This window comes from Erythrobacter sp. S227, from assembly GCF_057364925.1.
Window position 1 is genome coordinate 1,468,485 of the sequence record NZ_CP200280.1, and the last position, 12,410, is coordinate 1,480,894.

A 12,410-nucleotide genomic window follows, 5' to 3' on the forward strand; every position below is an offset into this window, starting at 1 on the left:
AAATGGATCCCGGGGAGGAGGACCTGCCCCCTATGGCTAAGCGGCAAGGACAATGCAATCCTGACGTTGCGTCAAGCTAGCCTTGATAGTTCATGACGCGGCGCTAGAGATCGTTTCCTATGAAACCAACCGCAATCGCAGACATTGATGCCGACACCATGCTTGCCCAAGTGCAAGACTGGTGCAGCATCAACACGGGCACTGCCAATCTCGATGGGCTCGCCCGTCAACTGGACGCGCTGGAACAGGCTTTTTCCGTTTTGCCCGGAGAGATCGAGCGGGTTGACCCTGCTCCTGTCACAGCCGTGGATGCCGACGGCAAAGAGTTTGAAAAGGCCCATGGCCAGCATTTCGTCCTGCGCGTGCGGCCACAGGCCAACCGCCGCATCTTGCTGACCGGTCATATGGATACTGTCTTTCCCAAGGACTATTTCTTTCAGGAACTCACGTGGCTCGAAGAAGGAGTGCTCGGGGGGCCTGGCGTTGCCGATATGAAGGGCGGGATTGCAGTGATGCTCCACGCTCTGATGGCGTTTGAACGCGGTGCAGGCGCAGGCTCGCTTGGCTATGACGTGCTGCTCAATTCTGATGAGGAAACAGGGTCGCTGGCGAGTGCCGATCTGATCGCGGAGATGGCGCTGGGTAAGCTCGCCGCTCTTACCTATGAACCAGCCGCCCTGTCCGATGGCACCCTTGCCCATGCGCGCGGAGGGAGCGGGAATTACTCGGTCATCATCACGGGCCAATCCGCCCACGCAGGCCGCAATCCAGATGATGGGCGCAATGCCATCGTTGCAGCGGCCGATCTGGCAGTGCGATTAAAAGCTCTGCATTGCCCCGATATCTCGGTCAATCCGGCCAAGATCGAGGGCGGTTCTGCCAATAATGTGGTGCCCGACCATGCGGTCTTGCGCTTCAACATTCGCCCTCAGGCCACCGAAGCGGCCGAAAAATTCGAGCGTGATCTCAAGGCACTTACCGCTGCAATCGAGGCCGCTCATGAAGTTGCCACCCACACCCATGGCGGCGTCACCCGCCCGCCAAAGCCGGTCGATAAAAAGGCGCAAAAGCTGTTCGACCTTGTGCGCGAATGCGGGGCGGAACTGGGTCAGGATATCAAATGGAAGTCGACAGGCGGCGTGTGCGATGGCAACAATATCGCTGCTTGCGGTATTCCGGTGGTGGACACCATGGGCGTGCGCGGGGGATCGATCCATTCCCCGCAGGAATTTTTGATCACCGAAAGTCTGGCAGAACGCGCCGCGCTTTCGGCTCGCGTGATCCAGCGACTTGATGAGGGGGCCATTTCTTGAGTTTTCGACTGCGGGCCGCGCGCCTATCCGATCTTGAACACCTCTATGAGATGGCAAAGCTGACAGGGGGCGGTTTCACCAATCTGCCTGCCGATCGCAAGGCGCTTACGGGTAAGCTTGAACGGGCGACCGCCGCGTTCGAGAACACCACAGACGAGCTTGTCGATGAGCAATTCGTGCTCGTGCTAGAGGACACCAAATCGGGCGCTGTACGCGGCACTTGCCAGTTGATGACCAAGGTGGGCCAGCAATGGCCGTTCTATTCATACCGTCTCAACACTCTGACGCAGTACAGCCAGGAACTCGACCGCACCGTGCGCACCGAGATGCTCAATCTGGTCACCGATCTCGAAGGGTCAAGCGAAGTGGGAGGATTGTTCCTCCACCCCAATGAGCGTGCTGGTGGCCACGGGCTTTTGCTCGCGCGCAGCCGGTATCTGTTTATCGCCATGCACCGCAAACGCTTCGCCGACCGTATTCTGGCCGAGCTTCGCGGGATCATCGACGAGCGCGGCGACAGCCCGTTCTGGGACAATGTCGCTGGGCGCTTCTTCGGGATGAGCTTTAACGAGGCGGACTATTTCAACGCGATCAACGGCAATCAATTTATCGCCGATCTTATGCCCAAACATCCGGTCTATATCGCAATGCTGGATCAAGAAGCGCGCAAGGTCATAGGCGTCCCCCACCTTTCAGGCCGCGCCGCGATGCGGATGCTGGAGAATGAGGGATTTGCCTATGAAGGATATGTCGACATTTTCGACGGCGGCCCCTCGATGACGGCGCGCACTGACAATGTGGTCAGCGTGAAGGACAGCGTGGAAGCGCGCGTGACAGCGATGAACATCGTCGAAGGCGAGCGCGCTATTCTGGCGACCGGAAAGCTCGCCGATTTCCGTTCCTGTTATGGCGCACGGGTGCTCGATGAAGACGGCGGTATTGCCATCGAACTCAGCAGCTGCCGATACGCTTGACGTTTCCGAGGGCGATACCGTGTGGAGCGTTGCACGCTAATGCTGAAAGAGATCAATTTCGACGGGCTGGTCGGCCCAAGCCACAATTACGCTGGGCTCAGTCTAGGCAATATTGCAAGCGCAAGCCACAAGGGGGATCCATCCTACCCGCGCGCAGCCGCTCTTCAGGGGATGGCAAAGATGCGCCGCAATCTGGGGGCGCTTGGCGTGCAAGGGTTCCTGTTGCCCCTTCCCCGCCCCAATGGCGCCTTGCAGGATGCACTTTGCCTTGATGGGACCGAAGCGGCAGCCTTGCGCGCGGCCCCCTGGTCGGCATCAAGCATGTGGACCGCTAATGCGGCCACAGTATCGCCTGCCCCCGACACAGCCGATGGCAAATGCCATCTGACACCGGCAAACCTCATCACCATGCTCCACCGTGCTCAGGAATGGGAAGACACCAAGGCGCAGCTCGACATTGCTTTTGGCGATAGGGAGCACTTTACCGTTCACGACGCTGTCCCGCCCACTTTTGGTGACGAAGGCGCGGCCAATCACGGGCGCTTTTGCGAAGGTCACGGCGAGGCGGGCGTAGAACTGTTTGTCTACGGCAGACCGGGCGGGAAATTCCCCGCACGCCAGCACGAACAGGCCAGCCGATTGGTCGCGCGCGCCCACGGCCTCGACCCGCAGCGGTGCGTCTTTATCGAACAAAACCCCGCTGCCATCGAAGCAGGCGCATTCCACAATGACGTGGTGAGCGTCGTCAATGAACGCGTGCTCTTCACCCATCAGGAAGCCTTTGCCGACCAGCAAGGCGCATACGAAGCGATCCGCGCAAGATTCCCTGCCTTGGAAGTGGTCGAAGTGCCTTCGAGCGCTGTCACCATGGCCGAGGCAATCCGCACCTATCTTTTCAACGCACAATTGATCACCTTGCCCGACGGTTCCATGAACCTGATCGTACCCGAAGAATGCCGCGAGAGCGCCAGCGTCTGGGCCTATTGCGAGGAAATGATGGCGTCCAACGGACCCATTCGCGAGGTCGTGCCGGTTGATGTGCGCCAGTCGATGGCCAACGGCGGGGGCCCTGCATGCCTGCGCCTTCGCGTGGTATGCGATCCTGCAACCGTCGATCCGCGCTTCCTGCTTAACGAGGCCAAGGCTGACCTCATGGAACAGGTTATTGCCAGGACATGGCCCGAGCAGATCGATCCTGCCGATATCGGGAGCGATGCGCTTGCCAAATCCGTGCTCTCCGCGCGCCATGCCTTACTCGAAGCTCTGGAACTTCAAGAGCTTGCCTAGAACATTCACGAATGAAGGTTAACGCGTTTGCAACCACGTGTCGGGCGCGTTTACAATCGCTCCAACGTTAACTCTCCAGAGCCGCAGGAACCCGTGTTTGGCACGGCGCTTGCTCTGACAGAAACGAACCAGGAGTAACTATGCTGCGCAAAATCGGGCGTCTTTTCGTAATCAAGAACCGCTTTGAAGCGTTCGCGATTATCTACGCCCTTGCGCTTGGTGCGACCAACCGCGGTCTGGTCTATCTCGACACATTTCCACCCTATTGGGGCGAGGCCTTGTTCCTGGCGGCATGCTGCGCCGTGTTGATGGGAGGCGCGGCCATTCTGGACTCGCTCAAGACCAAGAACGAAGTTGAAGAGTTGAAGGCGCAATTGGCCTCTGCCCAGGGCGACAAAACGCCTTAAAGCTTAGTCTTTAAGCGGATCGACAAACACCGCATTCCCGTCATCATCATACTCGGGCAAGAGCGCGATATCTTCCGCATTGTCGATGGTCAGGGTCACTTGCTTGCGCCTTCTGTCAAGGCGTCCGCCCACCCACACTGGGGTCAGGCGCGGTTGCCCCCTTACCACCACACGGCGATTGCGGAAATAGGAGCGAAGGCGCGGCAAGGTGGCCTCGAGGCGCTCTTTCTCGGTATCGCCTTCAACCACGATGCTTGCATCTGACTTGCCATCTTCAGAGCGTTCAATGGACGGTGCAAGCAAGGCGTCCGTGTTCAAGATATCGGCAAAGGTCTGCTTGTCGATCTCGATCACAACCACTTCGGGGCTGCGACCAGCCACGCGGTTACGGGTGCGTCCGCCGACACCGCTGCCAAAGCTTGTGTCGATCCCAGCAGAACCAAGCAATTCCAGCTCGACGAGGGCCGATGAATCAGCTGCGATATTGTGGAGCTCGAACTTGTCGCCCACTGCACGCACTTCGACCACATCCATGATAACCGCCATGTCGTCGTCAGCGTCCGAGCTGCGTTTGCGCGCAGCGATTTGGAACGGGCGCGGCTCAAGACATTCGACCGAACAAATGTCGCGCAGACGCTCCAGGTATTGCTGATAGCTTTCAGCAGACGCAGATGACGGGGTGATGATTGTGAGAGCCGATGCGGCGACCAGAAACGAAAAGGATTTTAGCATGGATCCCTCGGGCAATATGGGTGGGGGTTTCTGTTGCTAGGCCTCCGCGTGCTTTGATTTCGGGGGGAGGACCGTCCCGATTGCGGCACGCTGGCGCTTTCCCGCCAAAAATAAAGTGGGGGGTTCTGTTGCTAGGCCCCCCCGGGCCCCCGGAATCCGCTTCTGTTGCCCGGTGGGTCCAACCGCGCATAGGCTTTGTAAGATCAGGCCGTTAGGCCGTCAGGTTACGCAGCGATTGCGAGTGCTTCGTTATCGTTTGCACTTATGAGTTGTGAACAGTTTTACGGGGTTTTCAGCCCGGGCAAAAACTACGCTTTTCAGTCCACGTCGATCCTAGTTCGGCCCCGTCAAAAATCGCTGAAATCAGCGGTTTATGGTGGAGCCGCCGGGTACTGCCCCCGGGTCCGTTGTACCTATTGCACGCAGCAATTTATCGCCATATCTGGCAAGCCAGCAGCCCCTATATAGGGCGCAAAGTATGAATAGGAAATGGATAATCGGCGCCTAGAGCGCCGCAAGCGTGACTACGCGCCCACAGCGGGGGCAGCTTGCCTGCCCGTCTAGCGAGGACGCGTCTCCGGATGGGGGCGCGCAAAACAAAAACGCCCGCCCCGAGGAAAACTCCGAGGCGGGCGTCCTATCGTGTCTTCAAACCTATTTCTTAAGCGCGTCGCGAATTTCGATCAGCAGGTCGATCTCGCTTGGACCTGCTGGCTCTTCTGCGGCCACTTCGGCTTCCTTCTTCTCGGTCGCCTCTTTGATCTTGTTGGCATAGCGCACCAGCAGGAAGATGATGAAAGCCAGGATGATGAAGTTGATGATCGTCGTAATGAGCGCGCCATAACCGATCATCGCTGCGCCTGCTTCTTTCAAGGCGGCATAGTCCGACATGGACCCTTCATAACCTTCAGGTGCGGAAAGCAGGATGAACTGCGAAGAGAAGTCCGCGCCGCCAAATACGTATCCGACGATTGGCATGATCACATCTTCGGTGAGCGAGGCGACAATTGTGCCAAAAGCGCCTGCGATGATGACCGCAACGGCCAGTTCCATGACATTGCCCTTGGCAATGAATTCCTTGAATTCGTTAAGCATTGTGATCCCCACTTTTGCCGGTTGGATTACGAACCTTTGCATTTTCGCGCGCCTTTGCCAAGCGTCGCCTGTGGACCCATGGGCGTCTTGTATCATTCGGCTGGTGCCCTATATTGGCAACACACGTGAGTTTCGCTGTGACCGCCGATCTCGTGCGCGCAGCCCAAAGGAGGGATATTCATGAACCTACGCAATCTTGGCCGCGGCATCGTAGTCGCTGCCGTTTCATTGACGCTGGCCGCTTGCGGCATCAACTCTGTCCCGGCTGCCGAGGAAGAAGCGAAGGCCAAATGGGCCGATGTAGAGGCACAATTCCAACGCCGCGCCAATTTGATCCCAAACCTTGCCGAAATCGCCAAAGGAGCCGCTGAAAACGAGCAGGCCATCCTCGTCGGCGTAACCGAAGCGCGCGCGAAGGCAACCAGCGTTCAGATCTCCGCCGATGATCTGGGTGATGAGGCCAAGATGGAAGAATTTGCCGCAGCACAAGGTCAATTGGGCCAAGGGATCGGCCGTCTGCTGGCAAGCTTTGAAGCGTACCCGCAGATCCAGTCCAACCAGAACTTCCTCACGCTGCAAAGCCAATTGGAAGGCACGGAAAACCGTATCGCAGTGGCGCTTCGCGACTATAATGAGGCGGTGCGCAAGTATAACACAACGATCCGCACCTTCCCCGATACAATCGGTGCAAACATCATCCACGGCGCAGAGCCGCTGGCTCCCTACAGCGCAGTCACCGAAGGCGCAGAAGAAGCTCCGACGCTCGACATGACGTCGAACTGATCAAGGGGCCGCACATGCGCCTCTTGCGCCAATTATTTCTGATTATCGCTGGTGTGGGGGCGCTCATTGCGTCTCCCGCCATGGCCCAGCCTGAATTCCCCGCGCTTACCGGGCGCGTAGTCGACACTGCCGATATTCTTCCGGCCAATGTCGAGGCCGAGCTAACCGCCAAGCTCGAAGCGCTCGAGACGCGGACGCAGCGGCAGTTGGTTGTGACCACGGTGCCTGATCTTCAGGGCTACGATATCTCCGATTATGGTTATCAATTGGGTCGCAATTGGGGGCTTGGCGATGCGGAAAGGAATGATGGCGCACTGCTGATCGTGGCGCCCAATGACCGCAAGGTGCGTATCGAGGTCGGCTATGGCCTCGAAGGGTATCTGACCGACGCCTATTCCTCCTTCATCATTCAGGACATTATCATTCCGCGCTTTCGCGACGGCGATTTCCCCGGCGGCGTGGTCAACGGGACAGATGCGATCATCAGCCTTTTGGAACTCCCGCCGGAAGAGGCTGAACGCATCAACCGCGAGGCGGCCGAAACCCGGTCCAGCGATGGCGGCTTCCCGTTCGGGTTCCTTATCTGGATCGGCTTCATGTTTTTCTTCTTCGTGCTCCCGATTATTCGCGGGAGCCGCAGGAGACGCAAATACCGCTCCAAAGGCAAAGGGCCGTGGGGCAAGCGCGACAAATATGATGACGATGATGACGATGACGACGGCTTCGGCAGCGCTGTGGGCAATATCATCCTCTGGGAAATCGGTTCGGCCATCGCTCGCGGCGCAATGTCGGGCGGCGGCAGCAGCGGTGGTTCCAGCTGGGGCGGCGGAGGCGGCGGCTTTTCTGGTGGCGGCGGCTCGTTCGGGGGCGGCGGCGCCTCAGGAGGGTGGTGATCCATGAGCTATCTGAACGAAGAGCAGCACAGAATCGTTTCAACCGCCGTGAAAGAGGCAGAACTCACCACATCGGGCGAAATCGTTACCGTTCTGGCGGACCGCTCGGACGGCTACACCGATGTCGCCTTGTGGTGGGCCGCAGGCCTTAGCTTCACTATGATGAGCCTGTTTGCAGCCCTGCCCGAACCGTTCCTGAATTTCTGGGACGCGCTAATCGGCGGGTGGAGCCATGAATGGACCACGGGCGAGCTTGCCAGCATGACCATCGGTCTGGGGTTGCTCACCTTTGTGATCGCATTGGGTGTGCAGCAATGGCAGCCGCTCAAATTCCTGCTCATCCCCAACCCTGTGAAAACCTCGCGCGCGCACGAACAGGCGATCAAGCACTTCAAGGTCGGTGCAGAACGCCGCACAACGGGCGCGACCGGTGTGCTGATCTACCTGTCCATGCGCGAACACCGCGCCGAAATCGTTGCCGATGACAGCATCGCCGAAAAGGTTGACGCAGAAGTTTGGGGCGAGGCGATGGGTGACATGATCGTGCGCATCCGCAAAGGCCAGATTGCCGAAGGCATGGCCGTGGGCGTTCGCGATGTGGGCTTTATTCTATCGCAGCACTTCCCGCGCGGAGATAATGACGAAAACGAGTTGCCCGACCGCCTGATCGAGGTCTAAGTCAGCGCTCACATGAGCCAATCAGAATTTATCCGCGATGCAGACGCAGACCTTCCCGAAGAAACCCGGTGGGAAGGCAAGTTTATCGTCGCCAAAACGCGCGGGCGATGGGAATATGTCGGGCGCTCGCGCGGCATCAGAGCCGCTGCTATCATCGCCATTGATGAAGACGCCGACGGCACCCGCCATGTGATTTTGGTGAGCCAGTACCGCGTGCCCTTGGGCCGTTTCTGCCTTGAGATACCCGCTGGATTGGTAGGCGATGATGACGGGGCAGAGGGTGAGCACGCCTCCGATGCCGCCTCGCGCGAACTCGAAGAGGAAACCGGCTACAAGGCTGGCAAGATGGAAATGCTGGGCGAGTTTTATTCTTCGCCGGGCATGGTCTCCGAATGCTTTACTTTGCTGCGCGCGACGGGCCTTGAAAAGGTCGGCGAAGGCGGCGGGTTGCCGGGAGAAAACATAACCGTACACCGCGTCGCCTTGAGCGGACTGTCCGATTTCGTCGCCAAATGGCGCGAGGCAGGCCACGGCGTGGACGTGCGCATAGCTATGCTGCTTACGGCAGAGTATTTGGGAGAGAAATTGAAATGAGCACTGGCAAACGCTGCGAGGGGAAACTCGCACTCGTCACAGGCGCTGCACAAGGACTTGGCGCGGCGCATGCTACCCTGCTCGCGCGTGAAGGCGCGCGGGTGCTGTGCACCGATATCAACGGCCAGGGGGCCGAGGACACAGCCGCGCGGATCAATTCGGAATGCGGAGTGGGTCACGCCCACGGCATCGCCCATGACGTCACCGATCCCGATCAATGGGAAATGGCAGTCGACGCCGCGCGCGAAGAAATTGGCGGGCTTAATGTGCTGGTCAACAACGCTGGCATCGGCGTTCCGGGCAATATCGAGGATTGCTCTTTCGAAGACTGGCAGCGGTGTTTCTCGATCAATGTCGACAGCATTTTCCACGGCTGTCAAAAGGCACTGCCTCTGATGCGCGAACACGCGCCGGGGTCGATCATCAACATCTCCAGCATCGCAGGCCTGATCGCAAGCGACACCATGCCCGCCTATAACGCCTCCAAAGCGGCGGTGTGGATGCTGTCCAAATCCATTGCGCTGCATTGTGCCAAAAAGAACATGGCTATCCGCTGCAACTCGATCCACCCGACCTTTGTCGATACGCCCATCCTTGATGGCACAGCCAAGGCGGCGCGGCTTGAAAAGGATGTGCTGCTGGAGAAGCTTGCCCGGCAAATCCCGCTGAAGTTCGTAGGCGAGCCTAACGATATCGCCAATGCGGTGGTCTATCTCGCCAGTGATGAAAGCCGCTTTATGACGGGCGCCGAAATCAAGCTGGATGGTGGTATCAGCGCGATGTAGGCAAAACAAAAGGGGCCTGCAAAAGGCCCCTTTACCGGTTCTCTCAAATTTTGCCGGAGACCGCTGGCGATAAGAACCGGCTCAGCGTGCCTCAGTCTGCAATCAGCGCAATCGCGAGGTAGATCAGGATCGGGAAACCGACGCCCAACAATACTGCGGCGACAAATCCGATGCGCCAGATCAAGGCGTCAACACCGGACCAATTGGCAAGGCCTGAGCAGACGCCGAACAGCTTGCCGCTAGTCTTATCAAGGCGAAAGCCTGTGCTTGGCGGACGGCTGTTGTTGTTAGTCAAATTGCTCATGCGAGAACTCCAGTGGTCAAAATTAAGGTATCGGATGAGGCGGGAGTGATGACGGCATTAAGGCTTCCGGCCATCAAGATGACGGTAATAATCAGCGCTCCAGTGGCTGCCATGAAGCGGGCCGCTTTCGTGCTGGAAAGATCAAAAAACGAGTACATATCCTGTCCTGTTAATGGGAATTGCGAAGGGTTAATCGGTCGGCTCAGGCGATGACTGGCGAGCCGGGAATGATTGCGTAGGCGAATACACCGGCGGTCACGACAACTGAGAAAGCAGCTGCGAAGAGGCGGTTGGCGGTTTCATTGGCAAACATGGTATTGGTCCTTTTGAAAATGGGGTCGATCAAGCGCCTGGAATTAGGCGAGGGTTGGGCTTGCAGGAACGATTGCGTAAGCGAACATTGCAGCTGATACGACGAGGCTGAATACTGCTGCTGAAAGGCGGTTTGCGTTGTTAGTGGCGTACATGGTTGGTCTCCTAAGTTTGGTCTCGGTTGGTATTTCCCGGTCTCTTCCGGGGACACCAATGACACTGCAGGAGGCGTGCCAAACTTGAAAAACGGCAGAATTCTGCGGTTTACACGATGTTACAATACTTGCACTTTGTTCATATTTCCGAAAGGTTGGGGTTTTTCACCAACTGTTAGTATCGTGGATTCCGACGCGCAAAGTGATGTGCTTTCAGCGCGCTCCTGCTAACCCGCAAACTCACCATGGCGCTTGCAAAGATCACCCTTCAGAATTTCCGCAATCATGCGGCGAGCGAGCTTGGCGATACGGCGCATTTCAATCTGCTTGTGGGTGAGAACGGCGCGGGCAAGACCAATGTGCTTGAGGCGATTTCGCTGCTTTCCCCCGGCCGTGGCTTAAGACGCGCCAATCTTGCCGACCTGGCGCGCAAAGAGGGCGGCGAGGCAATGCACGGAGCCTTTGCCATAGGTGCAAGCCTGATCGAGCAAGGCCAGACAAGCGCGCGCATTGGCACTTATACAGAAAAAGAGCGCCCTACGAGGCGGCTCGTACGGATCAATGGCGCGGATGCGAATGCGTCGGCATTGAGCGAGTGGCACGCGGTTGGCTGGCTCACCCCGTCAATGGATGGCCTTTTTACCGACAGCGCGGGCGCAAGGCGGCGCTTTGTCGATCGCATGGCGCTTGCGATTGAGCCGGGCCATGCGCGCAGCGTGAACCAGCTCGAAACCGCCCTTCGCGAACGCAACCGCCTGCTTGAAGAGCGCGGCGATGCACGCTGGCTTGATGCGATCGAGGCGCAAGCCGCCCAGCACGGGAGCGTTGTTGCGCAGACCCGCGCGCAATTGGTGGCGCGCCTCTCGGACGAGCTATCTGCCCTTCCCGCAGAGCCCTTTGCCCGCCCCATCCTGACCTATCGCCCCGGCGGTCCGACCACTCCGGAAGAATTGCTCGCAGAATTCGCCCGTGCGCGGCCCCGCGATAGAGCGGCTGGACGCGCCCTCACCGGACCGCACCGGGATGAATTGGAAGTGGTGATGGCTATGAATGACCGTTCGCGTGGTTTGGTTTGGGGGCCACCCGCGGCGTCTTGTTCTACAGGCGAGCAAAAGGCGATGCTGATCGCAATCACCCTCGCGCACGGCGTTCTTGCGGCATCTGGGCGGCCCAGCGTGCTTTTACTGGATGAAGTGGCCGCTCACCTCGACCCTGTGCGCCGAGCAGCCTTGTTCGAGCGCTTACGTGCAGGACAGGCGCAGATATGGATGACGGGTACCGAGCTTGCGCCTTTCGCCGATATCGAAAGCGAAGCGGCGATCTGGCGTGTCAGCGGGGGCGCTCTGGAGCGACTTTAGCCTTCGTCCCCATCGGGCAGAGCCGCCACAACCTCGTCAATGGTGGAAGAGACCAGCGCCTCGATCCCTTCAGCGGTGGGGTGGATACGGTCGGACTGGAACAATTGCGGCTGCTCGTAGATATCTTCAAGCCAAAAGCCGATCAGGTCAGCGCCGTACTTCTTGGCCATATCTCCGTAAATTGCGTCAAATTCTGCGGTGTATTCCGGTCCGTAATTCGGCGGTGAGCGCATTCCCATAATCAGGACCGGCACCTCAGCCTCTTTTAAAGTCGTCAGCATCGCATCAAAATTGGCGCGAGTTTGCTCGGGCGAAATGCCGCGCAAAAGATCATTGCCGCCAAGTTCGAGGATAAACAGGTCCGGCTTCTCCGGCTGCCCCTCAAGCACGAACTCCAACCGGTCACGCCCCGCCTGACTGGTGTCGCCAGAAACGCCAGCGTCGATCACACGCGCATTGGTGCCGCGCGCGCGCAAAGCTGCTTCAAGCTTTTCAGGATATCCGTCCGCCTCCGGCAGGTTATAGCCTGCAAAAAGGCTGTCCCCGAATGCGAGGATGCGCACCTCTTCGCCCATGATCGGAATAGCCTGTTCGCCGTCCGCAAATGCCTCTTCAACAGGCGCACTCGTGGCCTCGTCAACAGGTGCCTCTGCCCCGCAAGCTGCAAGGGCGAGCGAGAGTAAAAGCGCGAGGACGGAACTTGACAGGGCGTTCATTCGTATTGGGTTCATCTGCAAGGG

The 12,410-nt window shown here is 58.5% G+C and carries 14 protein-coding genes, 1 other RNA gene and 1 pseudogene; 10 read left to right on the forward strand and 6 right to left on the reverse strand.

Translation table 11 applies throughout. The annotated features are described in order from the left end of the window. Positions 1-119: 119 nt before the first annotated feature. The 4 genes and pseudogenes from AC0V6Q_RS07170 (at position 120) to AC0V6Q_RS07185 (ending at position 3,981) form a co-directional block, all read left to right on the forward strand. A complete protein-coding gene (locus AC0V6Q_RS07170; protein WP_486167710.1) occupies positions 120-1,313 on the forward strand; it encodes a hydrolase in 1,194 nt (397 codons plus the stop codon). Then, positions 1,310-2,327: pseudogene (locus tag AC0V6Q_RS07175) on the forward strand (arginine N-succinyltransferase). Before AC0V6Q_RS07170 ends, AC0V6Q_RS07175 begins: the two are co-directional and overlap by 4 nt. After that, complete coding sequence (locus AC0V6Q_RS07180; protein ID WP_486169272.1) at positions 2,327-3,574, forward strand: N-succinylarginine dihydrolase; 1,248 nt, start codon at positions 2,327-2,329, stop codon at positions 3,572-3,574. The pseudogene AC0V6Q_RS07175 and the gene AC0V6Q_RS07180 overlap by 1 nt, the downstream one beginning before the upstream one ends. Positions 3,575-3,714: 140 nt before the next feature. After that, on the forward strand, positions 3,715-3,981 hold the full coding sequence (locus AC0V6Q_RS07185) for a hypothetical protein (RefSeq protein ID WP_486167711.1): 267 nt from the start codon (positions 3,715-3,717) through the stop codon (positions 3,979-3,981). A 3-nt stretch (positions 3,982-3,984) separates the two neighbouring features. Here AC0V6Q_RS07185 and AC0V6Q_RS07190 read toward each other — a convergent pair whose 3' ends face one another. The 3 genes from AC0V6Q_RS07190 to mscL form a co-directional block, all read right to left on the reverse strand. Then, a complete protein-coding gene (locus tag AC0V6Q_RS07190) occupies positions 3,985-4,713 on the reverse strand; it encodes a hypothetical protein (protein WP_486167712.1) in 729 nt (242 codons plus the stop codon). A 151-nt stretch (positions 4,714-4,864) separates the two neighbouring features. Further along, positions 4,865-5,207: a transfer-messenger RNA gene (ssrA, locus tag AC0V6Q_RS07195) on the reverse strand. Positions 5,208-5,367: 160 nt separating this feature from the next. Then, positions 5,368-5,808 (reverse strand): large conductance mechanosensitive channel protein MscL, encoded by a 441-nt coding sequence (gene mscL, locus AC0V6Q_RS07200; RefSeq protein WP_486169273.1) that lies wholly within the window; start codon positions 5,806-5,808, stop codon positions 5,368-5,370. A 180-nt stretch (positions 5,809-5,988) separates the two neighbouring features. Between mscL and AC0V6Q_RS07205 the strand changes: the two genes are divergently transcribed. From AC0V6Q_RS07205 to AC0V6Q_RS07225, 5 genes are read left to right on the forward strand one after another with little or no spacing between them, the layout of a single operon-like run. Then, entirely contained in the window at positions 5,989-6,591 is a 603-nt protein-coding gene (locus tag AC0V6Q_RS07205; RefSeq protein ID WP_486167713.1) for a LemA family protein, read from the forward strand. Between the two features lie 14 nt (positions 6,592-6,605). Continuing rightward, on the forward strand, positions 6,606-7,484 hold the full coding sequence (locus tag AC0V6Q_RS07210; protein ID WP_486167714.1) for a TPM domain-containing protein: 879 nt from the start codon (positions 6,606-6,608) through the stop codon (positions 7,482-7,484). Positions 7,485-7,487: 3 nt separating this feature from the next. Continuing rightward, a complete protein-coding gene (locus AC0V6Q_RS07215) occupies positions 7,488-8,162 on the forward strand; it encodes a TPM domain-containing protein (RefSeq protein ID WP_486167715.1) in 675 nt (224 codons plus the stop codon). 12 nt (positions 8,163-8,174) lie between these two features. Continuing rightward, positions 8,175-8,756, forward strand: coding sequence for an NUDIX hydrolase (locus AC0V6Q_RS07220; RefSeq protein ID WP_486167716.1), 582 nt, complete (start codon positions 8,175-8,177; stop codon positions 8,754-8,756). Next, entirely contained in the window at positions 8,753-9,541 is a 789-nt protein-coding gene (locus AC0V6Q_RS07225; protein ID WP_486167717.1) for an SDR family oxidoreductase, read from the forward strand. The genes AC0V6Q_RS07220 and AC0V6Q_RS07225 overlap by 4 nt, the downstream gene beginning before the upstream one ends. Before the next feature lie 91 nt (positions 9,542-9,632). Here the strand turns inward: AC0V6Q_RS07225 and AC0V6Q_RS07230 are convergent, their stop codons facing one another. Both AC0V6Q_RS07230 and AC0V6Q_RS07235 read right to left on the reverse strand, forming a co-directional pair. Further along, positions 9,633-9,845: a PspC domain-containing protein gene (locus AC0V6Q_RS07230; RefSeq protein ID WP_486167718.1), complete on the reverse strand. Its 213-nt coding sequence runs from the start codon at positions 9,843-9,845 to the stop codon at positions 9,633-9,635. A 202-nt stretch (positions 9,846-10,047) separates the two neighbouring features. Beyond that, complete coding sequence (locus tag AC0V6Q_RS07235) at positions 10,048-10,158, reverse strand: enoyl-CoA hydratase (protein WP_486167719.1); 111 nt, start codon at positions 10,156-10,158, stop codon at positions 10,048-10,050. Positions 10,159-10,557: 399 nt separating this feature from the next. Between AC0V6Q_RS07235 and recF the strand changes: the two genes are divergently transcribed. Then, positions 10,558-11,670, forward strand: coding sequence for a DNA replication/repair protein RecF (recF, locus tag AC0V6Q_RS07240; protein ID WP_486167720.1), 1,113 nt, complete (start codon positions 10,558-10,560; stop codon positions 11,668-11,670). On the opposite strand, the gene AC0V6Q_RS07245 is transcribed toward recF, so the two are convergent. Continuing rightward, on the reverse strand, positions 11,667-12,386 hold the full coding sequence (locus AC0V6Q_RS07245) for an arylesterase (RefSeq protein WP_486167721.1): 720 nt from the start codon (positions 12,384-12,386) through the stop codon (positions 11,667-11,669). The genes recF and AC0V6Q_RS07245 overlap by 4 nt on opposite strands. Between the last annotated feature and the right edge of the window lie 24 nt (positions 12,387-12,410).

What these genes read in the sequence shown, in the direction of transcription:
- AC0V6Q_RS07170 (WP_486167710.1), top strand. Translation starts at nt 120, where the DNA reads ATGAAACCAACCGCAATCGCAGACATTGATGCCGACACCATGCTTGCC.
- AC0V6Q_RS07180 (WP_486169272.1), top strand. Translation starts at nt 2,327, where the DNA reads ATGCTGAAAGAGATCAATTTCGACGGGCTGGTCGGCCCAAGCCACAAT.
- AC0V6Q_RS07185 (WP_486167711.1), top strand. Translation starts at nt 3,715, where the DNA reads ATGCTGCGCAAAATCGGGCGTCTTTTCGTAATCAAGAACCGCTTTGAA.
- AC0V6Q_RS07190 (WP_486167712.1), bottom strand. Translation starts at nt 4,713, where the DNA reads ATGCTAAAATCCTTTTCGTTTCTGGTCGCCGCATCGGCTCTCACAATC.
- mscL (WP_486169273.1), bottom strand. Translation starts at nt 5,808, where the DNA reads ATGCTTAACGAATTCAAGGAATTCATTGCCAAGGGCAATGTCATGGAA.
- AC0V6Q_RS07205 (WP_486167713.1), top strand. Translation starts at nt 5,989, where the DNA reads ATGAACCTACGCAATCTTGGCCGCGGCATCGTAGTCGCTGCCGTTTCA.
- AC0V6Q_RS07210 (WP_486167714.1), top strand. Translation starts at nt 6,606, where the DNA reads ATGCGCCTCTTGCGCCAATTATTTCTGATTATCGCTGGTGTGGGGGCG.
- AC0V6Q_RS07215 (WP_486167715.1), top strand. Translation starts at nt 7,488, where the DNA reads ATGAGCTATCTGAACGAAGAGCAGCACAGAATCGTTTCAACCGCCGTG.
- AC0V6Q_RS07220 (WP_486167716.1), top strand. Translation starts at nt 8,175, where the DNA reads ATGAGCCAATCAGAATTTATCCGCGATGCAGACGCAGACCTTCCCGAA.
- AC0V6Q_RS07225 (WP_486167717.1), top strand. Translation starts at nt 8,753, where the DNA reads ATGAGCACTGGCAAACGCTGCGAGGGGAAACTCGCACTCGTCACAGGC.
- AC0V6Q_RS07230 (WP_486167718.1), bottom strand. Translation starts at nt 9,845, where the DNA reads ATGAGCAATTTGACTAACAACAACAGCCGTCCGCCAAGCACAGGCTTT.
- AC0V6Q_RS07235 (WP_486167719.1), bottom strand. Translation starts at nt 10,158, where the DNA reads ATGTTTGCCAATGAAACCGCCAACCGCCTCTTCGCAGCTGCTTTCTCA.
- recF (WP_486167720.1), top strand. Translation starts at nt 10,558, where the DNA reads ATGGCGCTTGCAAAGATCACCCTTCAGAATTTCCGCAATCATGCGGCG.
- AC0V6Q_RS07245 (WP_486167721.1), bottom strand. Translation starts at nt 12,386, where the DNA reads ATGAACGCCCTGTCAAGTTCCGTCCTCGCGCTTTTACTCTCGCTCGCC.